Below are 12,427 nucleotides of genomic sequence, written 5' to 3' on the forward strand. Positions count from 1 at the left end.
TCGCAGGCTCAAGGGGCGTGAAATGGGGAGTGGTCCCCATCCGCACGCCGGGCTTTCCGAGTGCTGCGGAGCATCCCGAGGGCGATCAGCACCAGCAGCAGGCCGACCACGAGCGCGACGATCGGGAAGGTCCAGTTCTGCGCCGAGTCGACCTCGGCGTTGGCGGGATCGGTCGTGTCGTACCTGATCGTGAACGTCGCACCGTTCGAGGGCGCGGCGCAGATCTTGACATTCGTGAGCGTCGCACTGCCGTGCCCGCCGTCGGTCGTCGTGAACGCCACGACGGGGTCGTAACCCGTTCCGCCGCAGCTTCCCTTTCCGCTGTCGTTGTAGGTGTGGTAGCCGGTCACGGTCGCCGTGGTGGTGGCGGAATGGGAGTTCAGGATGAGCTGCGGGAGCACTCCGACGAACAGGCCGACCGCGAACACCGCCACCCCGACGACAAGCCAGAAGATCGATGCCGTGTACCCGGGGCCCGGCTTCCTCGGCTTCGCCTTCTCCGCGGTGGATGCCGCAGCCTTGGCGGTCGCGGATGCCTGTCCGGCGGCGCCGTCCTCGTAGTCCTGCTGCGAGTAGCCGGGGTTCGCGAAGGGCGTCTCCGAACTCGATTGCGGATCGCGTTCGGGCCGGTCGGTCATGCTCGGTGTCTCCTCGGTGTTCTCGACTACAGCGACTCGGGCGGTGCCCAGCGCAGCGTTTCGATCATCACACGGAAGAGCTGCAATACGAGCTCCCGCTCCTCGGTGATCGACGTGGAGAAGGTGAGAAGCGCCACGTTCTGCGTGCCTGGCACGGCGATCCAGTAGTCGACGATCAACGACTCGTACGAGCCGACATCGCCGTCTGCCGCATGCTCGACGGTCCTGCAGCGACGCAGGGTGGCCGTTCCCCCGAGCTCGGCGGCCTCGACATCCGTGTAGTCCGCGGCGTCCGGCAGCGACTCGAGGGCGATGCGCACGAGGTCGATCACCGTCTGCGACTTCGACGGGGTGGAGCCGAGCACGTCGATGTCGGGCCACGACACGGCGAGAGACATGGGAAGCATCGCTCCTGGCACGATCTCGAGAGCGAGATACACCTGGTCTGCGCCGCCCTCGCGTGCCTTGTCGGCGAGCTCGGTCAGCTGGGATCGCAGATCGCCGCGGAGCCGTGCGAACGAGTCCATGCGATTCGTCACCCGGTTCGCGAGGGCGTGGATCGCGCGCTTCGAGGCGTCCGGGTCGTGCACAGGGATGTTCCACCAGCTGCCGGGCAGCACGATCTGCACCCCCGGTGCTTTCGCCTTCGCGCTCATGCCGCCCCCCTCGCGCTTCCGAACTCGAACGTGTCGGCGAGGGTGTCACCGTACGAGGTGATGTCGTCGAAGACCGTCAGATCATCGGTCGTGATGACCATGAAGATGAAGGTCGAGAGGCCGGGCGCAGCAATCGCCGCGCGGTAGGTCTCGCGAAGGTAGCGCTCCCCGCTCTCGCCGGCGGGAAGCTGGGTGATGTCGTGCCCTGAGACGGCGGGTCTGCCCGATAGCTCCTTCTTCTGGTAGTCGCGTAGCCAGACATCCACACCCCCATCGGACTCGGTCGTCGACCAGTCGGCGAGGATGGCGTCGAGGTCGAGCCCCCGCTGCTTGATGCCTTGAATGGTCATGACCGCCACGATGGCGCCGACCTCTCGCTCGCCGACTCCACCCCACGTGTGACGGTCGGGGTCGTCATCCGTGCTGCCGACGTCGGCAACGAGGGCCTCAGCTGCGGCCTGGAGCGTCGCACGCGCTGCCTCGCCGTCCACGAGGGAGTCGAGCTCGTCGGAGATCTCCGCCAAGCCGTCGAGCGTTCGCGGCACCTCGAACCACTGCCCCTGGATCACGCAGGTGTATGTCAGCGCCACGACGCCCCCGTTCCGCTCACTTGTCTCCGCGGCGAGCTTAGTGCTTGCTCAGATCGACCGACCCGGCCTGGAACGACGCGTGGTAGGCCGCCACCGGCGCCTTGGTGACCAAGTCGCCGAGGCCGTGAACGAGCGTGGCGGGCGAACCGGTGCTCGATGCCGCCATGTCGAAACCGTGCGAGCCGACGAGCGACAGGTTCGGAGTGACAGGGGTGATGCTCAGCGCCGAGTGCTCCTGGAAGTGGTTGAAGAAGCTCGCGTGCGGCGCCAGCCAGTTCTGCGTGGCGTAGTCGACCCCGCCTGCCAGGTTGTTGCCTGCGGAGACCGAGACGACACCGCGCACGGCGCCCACTGCTGCGGCTTCGCCCTGCTCCGCGCCGTGCTCGGTCCAGTGCTGGAGCGTCTCCGCGGCTGTCGTGCGGAACTGCTGGCCGGCATTCCCGAGCGACTTGAAGATGCCGTCGCCGCCCGCTCGGCTGCTCATGAACTCCTTCACACCCGCGACGGACCCCTTGACGTCTCCGGCGACACCGCCGAATCCCTTGCCGTATGCCTCGCCGAGCGCCTTGCCCTTCGTGCCGACGTAGTCCGTGAGCTTCTCGAGCCCGCTGTACTTGTTCAGGCCGTTGCCCGCCTTCTCGACGAGCCCGAAGGTCTTGCCCAGTGCACCCTCGTGCGCTGCGAGCTTGTCGGCCACCTTGCTGAAGCCGCCCAGCCCCTTGACGCCCTTGAGCGCCGCCGCATCCGCCTTGATGGGCAGGGCGGACATCACGAGGGTGATCCCCGTGTTGAGCAGGTCACCGAGGGTGCGATCCCCCAACACGACCAGGGCGGCCGTCGCGATGAACGACACAGCGGCAGCAGCGAGCACGATGATGTCGACGGCCGCCGCGATCGGTGCGAGAACGGGTATGAAGACCGCGAGGATGTTCAGCACCATCGAGATGTATCCGCCGATGTCGGCTATCGCCGCTGCCACCTTCTGTATGACATCCAGCACGGGCGCCAGGTACTTCTTCGCCCAGGCGACCGCATCGTTCCACGCACTCTCCAGCGCGTGCCCCAGCTTGTCCCAGAACCCGTCGTTGAGGCCGCTGTCGCTGATCGCCTTCTTGATCTGCGAGATGGCCACCTGTGCGGCGGCGTCGATCTCGGCGATCGCACCGTTGTACTCGCTCATCGCATCGGAGACGGCGCCGTTGGCATCCGTCACCGCCTGGCTCGCGCGGTTCCCAGCGGGCGTCTCACCGAAGGTCTTCGGGGCTTCGGCACCGGGGGCCGGCGCGGGCGCGCTCGACTGGTCGTGGTTGTACTGCTCCTGCTGTTGCTGGAGGCTCGTCTGCGCAGAGCTCACCTGCTGCTGGGCGCTGTTGTATGCGGAGATCGCACGCAGGGCGCGCTGCTGACCGCTCTCCAGCTTGGGTGCGTAGTCCTGCAGCGCCCTCGCGGTTCCCGCGTATCGGATCTGCGCCTTGGTGATGTTGTCGGCGACGTCGCTCGCGTTGCCGCGAACGGAATCGACGGCGAGGCTGACCGTCTGGTCCCGATCGGCGAGCTGGCGCAGGTGGTCGATCGCCTGCTGGATCTGTTCTGCCGCCGACGACAGGCCGTCGGCCTTCGCCTTCAGCGCCGACGGGTCGCCGGGAAGCGGCGCCAGCTCACTGTGCCCTGCCATGCCCAGCCCCTTCCGAGTTCGAGGCGGCGGGCTGGTCGAAGGCCTTCGCCAGATCGGCGTCCGCCTGGGTGAACCCGGTGTTGATCACGGCGACGTGGTCGTGGATGCCCGTCGTGCCGTCGATCATCTTGCCGCGGTGCACTGACCAGTCGCTGGCGAAATCGTGCACGTGCCCGGACAGGCCGTCATGTCCGACGAGGTTCCCGATGTCATCCGAGAACTGGGTGGAGTCACGCAGCTGGTCGACGATCGACTTCAGCCCGGACTGCAACTCGTCGAGGACACCGTCGGTGATCTTCAGATCGCTCACATCAACCCCTCGTTCGTTCCCCATCGCGCCGGAGACCGCGATTCCGGCGCATGGGAAGCGTATCGGTCGCCGTTCGCGCCGGGCGATGGGGAGGACTCCCCATGCCGCCTGCAGGGCTCGGTTGCGGACACGACTGCGGACACGACTGCGGACACGACGGAGCCGGGCACGACAGACCGTGGAGGAGGTCCGCCGTGCCCGGCTCAGGGATGACGCGACTAGGCGGCTTCTTCGGCGTCGGCGGCCTCGAACGCCTTGTCCAAGGCGTCGTCCGCTTCCTTGCCGTTGCCCTCGATGTCGTCGGTCACGATCTTCTTCTCCGCACCGGCGAGCAGTTCGCCGAGGTCGCTGCCTTTCGGGTTGACCGCGACGACGACCAGGCCTGCGTTGCCGGACTCGATGAGCTCGTTCATCTGGTCGACAGTCGACTTGGGGATGTTGCGGTGGAGGTGCCCGATGATGCCGCCGGCCCCGGCGAGCACGCCACCGGAAGCCGCGACGCCCGCGAGGGTCGTGATGCCCACCGGCGGAACCAGAACCGCGAGGGTCGCGCCGACGATCGCGCCGCCCCATGCCAGGTGCTTCGCCGACGTGTTGTGACGGTCGATCTTGAGCTTGCCGTCGGCGTCCTTCTCCACGACGGCGATGGCCAGGTGGTCGAACTGCCCGTGGTGCTTGGCCTCGCGGACCGCTTCGTAGTCCTTCACCGCTGAGTCGCGGTCCTTGTACGTCGCGACGGCGACGGTGGTGGGCTTGGACATGGGTGGGTACCCCCTATGGTCTTGTGGTTGGACAACCCGGCGACCTGTGGCCGCCGAGCGCCACGCTAAGACAGCCCGGATACCGCCGCATCACGCAGTCTGCGTGACTCGGCATTGCTGACACGGGGTCTCGATACGCGTGTCTGCGGCGCGCTACTCGACCAGCGCGTCCGCAAGCGGCAGTTGCACCCGCTCGTAGGTGCCTTTCGCGATGTACATGCCGCGGCCCGGCGGGAACTCGCTGCGGGCGAAGCGCGGCAGCGGCGTCTTGAGCAGCAGGTCGCCCTCCATGCTCTCCGGCTGCAGCAGGATGCCCCGCCTTCCGTTCTTCACCTCGGCCATGAGCCCCCAGCTGGAGCCCCATCCGCTGGTCTCGCCCTCGGCCAGCAGGAAGTGGTCGCTCCTGCGCACCGCCTTGATGAGCTCGACGAGCGGGGCATCCGCCGCGGACTGCAGGAAGTCGCCGATCGACTCGATGAAGATGCCGTAGCGATCGACGGCATCCTGATCGGTTACAGCGCCGAGCAGGTCGCGCGCGATGCCCGCCACCTCATCGACGGTCGTTGCGGCATCCGTCCAGGGATACGAGCGCACGAGCGGCGAGCGCGCGTTGCCGATGTAGTACAGCTGGGCGCCGGAGTCGAAGCGGTGGAACGCGGTCGCGATCGCCAGGAAGGCGGTGCTCCTGCCGCTCGCGGGCGGCCCCGCGAGCACCATCGTCCCCGTCGGGTCGAACCCGATGGGCTCGAGGTCGCTCTCGCCGATGCCCAGCGCGGGGAATTCGCGCACCCGGTCGGGAAGCATCGACTGCCGATATTCGGTCGGCATGGCGCCGATCGGAGGTGCGGCCTTGACTCCTGCCCGCGTCATGGCCTCTGCCAACTTGCCGACCGTGATCGACTGCTCAGACACGCTCGGGGTGCCGCCGAGCACCGCGATCTGCGTCTCCATGCCGTCGATGATGGCTCGGCCGGGAGGCGACGACGGTGAGAGCACGTCTCCCGGGGCATCCAACAGGCTGTACCCGTCGTCAGCAAGCCGCAGAACGACCCTGCGCTGCACGCTCGAGCCCACCGAGCTCGGCACGGCCCCTGCGCGGTCGGCGGTGAACGCGACGTGCATGCCGAGCTGGCGTCCGTCGGTCAGCACGTCACGAAACACCTCGTACCAGGGTGCCCTGTTGGCGGCCACCTCGAAGTCCTCCCTGAAGCTCGGGAAGCCATCGAGGAGCAGCAGGATGCGCGGCTCGTCCGGTCGACCGGCGAGCTGCCGGTATTCGGTGATGTTCGACGCGTTCGCCGCCGCGAAACGCGGGGCACGGTCATCGAGCTCCGCCCGCAGCCTGCGGAACAGCCGGACGACGCGTTCGACGTCGTCGCCCCTGATCACCGCGCCGACGTGCGGAAGCTGGTCGAGCATCCTCAGGCTTCCCGCCCCGAAGTCGAGGGCGTAGACCTGAACGGGACCGCCGCGCGGGGTGATGGCCGCGGAGCAGGCCAGCGTGCGCAGAACCGTCGATTTACCGGAGCCACCCGTGCCGTAGATGGCGATGTTGCCGTCCACGTCGGGCTGGAAGTACACCGGCGACTGCTCCTGGCGCTCAGGGAGGTCTGCCACCCCGAGCAGCAGCTCAGCGTCGGTGCGCTGGCGCAGCAGGCTGAGGTCGTAGGCGGGCGCGAGCTCGTCGAGCCACGGGCGACGAGGAGCGGGGATGCCGCCTGCCTGCTGTGCGCCGATCATCGCCGAGACGAGACGCTGCTGGTCGGTCGGGCCCGGGTCACGCCTCAGGTCGACATCCGCGTCGCCGCCTGGCTCCTCCCAGCGCACCTCGCCGCCGAACCGCAACTCCGCGACCTCGATGCCTGCACGCTCGGGCTCGCGGCTCGTCCATCCGCCCGCGTAGCCCGACTGGAACAGCGTGAGGCGGCCCGGTCCGGTCTTCGCGACGCCGCGTCCTGGGATGCTCGGGTCGAAGTGTGCGGCATCCTTCGTCCCCACCACGTCGTCGGAGTCCGACTCGTCGGCCATGCGCAGCGCAACCCGCAGGTTCGTGTTCGCGCGCAGGTTGTCCTTGATGACGCCTGCCGGGCGCTGCGTCGCCATGATCAGGTGGATCCCCAACGAACGGCCGCGCTGCGCGATATCGACGACCCCGTCGACGAACTCCGGCACCTCGCCGACCAGAGCGGCGAACTCGTCGATCACGAGCACGAGCGCCGGAGGGCTGTCGGGATCACCGCGCTTCTCGAGCTCGAGCAGGTCCTTCGCCTTCTTGCGGTTGAGCAGGTGCTCGCGGTGGCGCAGCTCGGCACGCAGGCTGGTGAGCGCGCGGCGCACGAGGTGCGGGCTGAGGTCGGTGACCAGGCCGACGCAGTGCGGCAGGCTGACGCAATCGGCGAAGGCCGACCCGCCCTTGTAGTCGACGAACAGGAACGTGACGCGGTCCGGGCTGTACTCGGCGGCCATTCCGAGCACCCAGGCCTGCAGGAACTCCGACTTGCCGGCGCCGGTCGTTCCGCCGACGAGAGCGTGCGGACCTTGGGATCGGAGGTCGAGGTGCATCGAGTCGACGCCGCCGGAGCCGACGGTCGCACGCAGCGAGCCGGCACGGCGAGGCGTCGGGGCCGCCCCGCTGCGGTCATGGATCGAGTTGTTCTGCCGCCAGCGGTCGACGACAGCGTCGCTGGACTCGACCAGGTCGTGGCCGAGCAGGGTGACGAGCGAGACGCTGCGCGGAAGGTCGGACGAGTCGGCGACGAGGGCGCCCGCGTCGATCACCGCGGCCATGCGGCGCGCGAACTCCAGCGCCTGAGCGCCGTCGACCGTCTCCGCCGCGACGTCGTCGACGTGTTCGCCGAGGCGCACGAATCCGACGCGCCCGCGCCCCGGCTCGTCGCCGAGCTCGAGGTACGTGCGGCACACGGCGGGGAGGGATGACACGTCGCTCGCCATCCAGATCGGGTAGACGCCCGCGTCTGCGGCACGCTCCGCGATCTGCACGAGGCGGGCGCGGTCGACCGCGGCGTCATCCGAGATGAGCACCACAACGGCGGGGATCGGCGACTGGGTGCCGTTCGCGCCGGAATCCATGCCGACCTCGGCGCCGCGCTCCAGCGCCGCCGAGTCGGATTGGATGGCACCCCTTCGCTGCACCTTCGTGTTCGCGGCGAGGCGGTCGTCGATGAGGCCCTCCAGCGCCGACAGCAGGTTCGAACCGCTCGCCGCACTGTCGGCGAGGTGCACGGTCTCGATCGGCGACTGGGCGCTCGAGGTGTGCGGGATCCACTTGAGCCACTCCAACTCCTGCGACCAGCGCGGCGAGACGATCGCCGCGACGGCGAGCTCCGCAGGCGAGTGCAGTGCAGTCAGCTGCACCATGATCGAGTTGACGCTGCCGATCGCCTGCTGCGGAGACCCGGCGATGCCCAGTGCGCCGGAGTCGAAGAGGTTGTCGATGATGGGAACGTCGTCGACCGTCTTGTGCGCATCGACGACCTCGTCGAGACGCTCCTGGTATGGCTTGAGGATCTCCCCACGGCCGCCGGTCTTGATGGTGTTGCGGCTGGGCATGGCGCCGACGCCGAGGCGCACGTTGAGGAACGACCAGTGCTCGGGGCGCCTCGTCCACAGCAGCGGGCCGCGGGCGACGGCCTCGCTTATGGCGTGCTGCGTCGACGGTGACTCCTTCGTGCGCACGTCCTGCTCGGTCATCCGCTCGGTCTTGAGCTCGTCCGCAAGGCTTGTCAGCCCGTCGTCGAACTCGGCGATGGACTTGGTGAGTCTGCGCTTCTCTCGAGCCTTCGCCGTCATGGCGTTGCCCACCATCATCAGAGGCGACATGAGCACGAAGAGCAGCGACGTGGCCTGCCCGGAGATGGCGAACATCACGCCGCCCATCAAGAGCGGCGCGATCATCGCCAGCAGCGGGAAGGGCGGCGCGTCCTTCTTGGCTGGGACGGCCGGGGCGCCGAACTCCTGGCCGGCGTAGCGCGCCTCCACCTTCGGCGAGCGGTTGAAGAACACCGGGCCCGCCTTCGGCGCAACCCCGGCGAGCGCCTGCCGGTCGGTGACGGTGAGCACCACCTCGGAGTCGCCGATCAGCATGGTCTCCTGGCGGGTCACGCGCAGGCGCGGCACGATGCCGCCGTCGACGACGATGCCGTTCGCGCTGCCGAGGTCGATGACCTCGACGGCGTCCGACGCCTCGAACCGCACGTGACGCTTCGAGACCAGTTCGTCGTGCAGCACGATGTCGCAGCCGGCGTCGCGGCCCAGCACCGTCGTGCCGAGCGTGATGGGGAACTCGCTGCCGGCATCCGGTCCGTTCACGACACGCAGGGTGGCGACCTGCACGCCCTGGCCGAGGCTCTTCGGCTGATAGTGGAGTCCGGCGTCGGCGAGCTGCACGACGGCGCCGCTCGCGATCCACGCCTCGCCGACGGGGGCGTCAGGCGGGAGCAGCACCCACTCCGTCTGGCCGGGCAGGGCTGCGTGGAGCGTGAGGGCGGTCATCCCGCTCGCCTTCGCCACGCCGTTGTTCACCGGGTCGAGGCGCGCGATCGCCGAGGCGATCTCGGAGATGCTGGCAGCGGCATCCGCTGTGACGACGATGTCGGCCGGCACTCCTGACGGACGGTTCAGGGTGAGTTTGAGGCGCATGCTGGCGGATCTTCCTCGAGCGGCGGTCGTACCGACCGGACGTAAGCGCCACTGCCCTTGCGGCCGTGGCGCGTGCCCCTCAAGGATATCGACAGCCCGGTCAACCCCCGGCGCCTGCTGCCCCGGATGCCGAAAATCGGAGATCTGAGCTGCCTGCCGGCGTGTCGTATCACCTCGGCGGCGTGGCGGCGCAGATCTCCGAAATCCGGAGGCTGTGGTGGTGCCTACAGTGAGCGCTGGTACCCCCGAAGCGCTCTCACCGACCAGATGTAGGCCAGCACCGCCAGGGCCACGAGCCCTCCCACCTGCCAGATCGCGGCGTCATCCACCGTGCCCGCGAGGGTGTTGCGCGCCAGGTCGACAGCCCACGTCATCGGGTTGTACTTCGACACGTTCTGTACCCATTCGGGCATCAGGGATGCCGGCATCATCGTCGTCGAGAGGAAGGTCACCGGCAGCACCACGATCTGCGAGATGCCGATCAGCGCGACCTGGTTGCGCGCGGTGAGCGCGGCCGCTGTCGAGAGCGAGCAGAAGATAGTGGCGAGCAGCAACGCGGTGAGCAGCGCGAGGGCCATGCCGCCGACGCCTCCCGGATAGCCGGCGCCGCCGAGCCATCCGATCAGGAGTACGACGATCGACTGCGCCAGGCAGATGATGAGCTGCTGGATGAGCTGCCCGGTGATGATCGCCGTGCGGGCGACGGGAGCGGTGAGCAGCTGGTCCATGACGCCGGACTTCATGTCGTCGATGTACCCGGTGCCTGCCCACGCGCCGCTGTAGAGCACGGTCATCATGAGCACGCCCGGCACGAGGAAGGTGACGTATCCGACGCCGCCGAATCCCGGCAGAGTGCCGAGCGATGAGAAGACCTGTCCGAAGAGCAGGATCCACACGATCGGCTGCACGAGGGAGAACGCTGCGCCCCATGCCTGGCGGCGCACGTTGATGAGCCAACGGCCCGTGATCTGGGCGGTCTGGGTGAGCCATCCCGCGCGCGCCGGGCGGGCGCTGACGGGGGTGGCGACTGCGGTGGTCATGCTGCTTGTCCTTTCAGGTCTGAGTCGGATGTCTGTCCTTCGGCACCGGCATCCGTGCCGTCGGCACGAGCGTCTGCCGGGTCGAAGGAGCGTCCCGCGTAGTGCAGGTAGACATCGTCGAGGCTCGGCCGGGCAGCCGACACCGCGCCGAAGACGATGCCCGCGGCTTCGAGCGCCGCGATGGTGGGCGCGACGGCGGCGGACGCGTCGTCGGTGCGTGCGATGAGCTGTCCGCTGGTGCCCTGGAGTTCGACGACGACATCGCGCAGACCGACGACGGATGCCACGGCGCGGCGAACCCGGTCGGCGTCGGGCTCGACGAGGGCGACACGCAGTGCATCCCCGTTCAGCGACGCCTTCAGCTCGTCGGGGCTGCCGCCGACCACCTTGGTGCCGCGGTCGATGATCATGATGTCGTCGGCGAGACGGTCGGCCTCCTCGAGGTAGTGCGTGGTGAGGATGACCGTGATGGCGCGCTCCGCGGAAAGCCTGCGGATCTCCCCCCACATCGCAGCACGCGACTCCGGGTCGAGCCCGGTGGTCGGTTCGTCGAGGAAGAGAACGCGCGGGGCGTGCACGAGGGCGGCCGCGACATCCAGCCTGCGCCGCATGCCGCCGGAGAACTTTCCTACGGGGCGGTCGGCGGTGTCACCCAGGCCGAACTCCCTCAACAGAGCGGATGCCCGTGCCCGGGCATCCACCGAGGTCATGCCGCGAAGCCGGCTAGCCAGCACCAGGTTCTCGAGGCCGGTGAGGAGCGGATCGGTGCTGGCGCCCTGCGACACGTACCCGATGTGGGTGCGCACCTCGGCGGGCTTCGCGACGACGTCGATGCCGTCGACGCGAGCCGATCCGCCGGTGGGGCGACTGAGGGTGGTGAGGATCTTGGTCGTTGTCGACTTGCCGGCGCCGTTCGGGCCGAGCATGCCGAACACGATGCCGGGCTGCACCTGAAAGGTGAGGCCGCGCAGGGCGTGCACCTTGGTGCGGCGGCCGGATGAGTAGGTCTTGACGAGGTCGTCGACGACGATCGCGTTGGAGTTTCCGGGCATGACGAGCATCCCTTTCCGATTGAGGGTTCGTGTGTGGCGGCTGCGCTTGAGCCGTCGGGCGTCGAAGGGGCCGCGGTGGTGCGGCCGGTGTCAGCGGTGTGGTGTCAGCGGTGTGAGTGATCGCTTTCGGTGTGATCGCTGTCGGTGTGGCCGAAGAGCATGCGCGCGAGCAGCAGGAGCATCGCGGCGAAGCCTCCGACGAAGGCGACCGGCGCCCACCACCATCCGACGGTGAACACCAGGATGGCGATGATCGCGAAGGTCACGATCCAGATGACTGCGGTGTAGATGCCGAAGCGGGCAGCCACCTCCGGGTGCTCCGTGAAGCGGTCAGGCGGCATCGTGTCGCGCGCCGTGCGAGTCCACGCCTTGTGCCGGTTGGTCTGCGTCGCCCCGAGGAACGCGTACAGGATGATCGCGGCGATGACCCCGAGCGCGGCGAACACGATGCACCACACGGGCAGAGCCCCGAGCGCGACGAGTCCGGCGAAGCCGAGTCCGTACAGCGTCAGGAAGCTGGCGAGGCCATAGCCGGCCGCGCGGTTCTGCGGCATCGGGTGATTCGTCGTCGTCTCCTGCGAGAGCGCGTCGCCGACCAGCAGGCCGAGCCCTGTCGATGCCACTCCCAGCAGCGCGATAACGGGACCAGCCGGCAGCGGCAGCACCGCCGTCGCGCCCAGGATGGCGAGGGTGACGCCGGCGACGATCATGACCGACCAGACGACGGTGCGCACCACGAACCCCGGCTTCGGTCGCACCCTGTTGCGCAGGGCGAGGGCGGTGTAGCCGTTCTGGGCGACTGCTGCGGGAGTTCCGGATGCCGCTCGGGCGGATGCCGCCTCCGGCTCACCCAGCAGCTCATGCACGTCTCCGAGCTCCGCGATGGCACGGCTCGCGGCGTCTGTTGGCGACACGCCTGCGGCCTCGAGGTCGTCGACCCGCGCCACCAGATTGGCGCGGACCTCCTCTTTCAGGTCCTGCGTCTCCGGGGTCATCTCGACTCCCGCGAATGCCTCGTCGAGAAGGCGGTGGATGTCGGTGTTCAT

General features: G+C 68.6%; 10 protein-coding genes. All 10 read right to left on the reverse strand.

What is annotated here, in order from left to right:
- Positions 1–8: 8 nt before the first annotated feature.
- Entirely contained in the window at positions 9–638 is a 630-nt protein-coding gene (locus ACYVDN_RS10585) for a DUF3592 domain-containing protein (RefSeq protein ID WP_460571170.1), read from the reverse strand.
- A gap of 26 nt (positions 639–664) precedes the next feature.
- Complete coding sequence (locus tag ACYVDN_RS10590; protein ID WP_460571172.1) at positions 665–1,294, reverse strand: hypothetical protein; 630 nt, start codon at positions 1,292–1,294, stop codon at positions 665–667.
- Positions 1,291–1,884 (reverse strand): hypothetical protein, encoded by a 594-nt coding sequence (locus tag ACYVDN_RS10595; protein ID WP_460571174.1) that lies wholly within the window; start codon positions 1,882–1,884, stop codon positions 1,291–1,293. Before ACYVDN_RS10595 ends, ACYVDN_RS10590 begins: the two co-directional genes overlap by 4 nt.
- A gap of 37 nt (positions 1,885–1,921) precedes the next feature.
- Positions 1,922–3,559, reverse strand: coding sequence for a putative T7SS-secreted protein (locus ACYVDN_RS10600; protein ID WP_460571176.1), 1,638 nt, complete (start codon positions 3,557–3,559; stop codon positions 1,922–1,924).
- Positions 3,543–3,869: a hypothetical protein gene (locus ACYVDN_RS10605; RefSeq protein ID WP_460571178.1), complete on the reverse strand. Its 327-nt coding sequence runs from the start codon at positions 3,867–3,869 to the stop codon at positions 3,543–3,545. Before ACYVDN_RS10605 ends, ACYVDN_RS10600 begins: the two co-directional genes overlap by 17 nt.
- A gap of 218 nt (positions 3,870–4,087) precedes the next feature.
- Complete coding sequence (locus ACYVDN_RS10610; RefSeq protein WP_460571180.1) at positions 4,088–4,630, reverse strand: hypothetical protein; 543 nt, start codon at positions 4,628–4,630, stop codon at positions 4,088–4,090.
- 153 nt (positions 4,631–4,783) lie between these two features.
- Positions 4,784–9,289, reverse strand: a complete 4,506-nt coding sequence (locus ACYVDN_RS10615) for an FtsK/SpoIIIE domain-containing protein (RefSeq protein ID WP_460571182.1) — start codon at positions 9,287–9,289, stop codon at positions 4,784–4,786.
- A 224-nt stretch (positions 9,290–9,513) separates the two neighbouring features.
- Positions 9,514–10,329 carry an ABC transporter permease gene (locus tag ACYVDN_RS10620; RefSeq protein WP_460571184.1) on the reverse strand — a complete coding sequence of 272 codons (816 nt, stop codon included), beginning with the start codon at positions 10,327–10,329 and terminating at the stop codon, positions 9,514–9,516.
- Positions 10,326–11,381, reverse strand: a complete 1,056-nt coding sequence (locus ACYVDN_RS10625) for an ABC transporter ATP-binding protein (RefSeq protein ID WP_460571186.1) — start codon at positions 11,379–11,381, stop codon at positions 10,326–10,328. The genes ACYVDN_RS10620 and ACYVDN_RS10625 overlap by 4 nt, the downstream gene beginning before the upstream one ends.
- Positions 11,382–11,485: 104 nt before the next feature.
- Positions 11,486–12,427 carry a permease prefix domain 1-containing protein gene (locus ACYVDN_RS10630; protein ID WP_460571189.1) on the reverse strand — a complete coding sequence of 314 codons (942 nt, stop codon included), beginning with the start codon at positions 12,425–12,427 and terminating at the stop codon, positions 11,486–11,488.

It is taken from the genome of Humibacter soli (assembly GCF_054779035.1).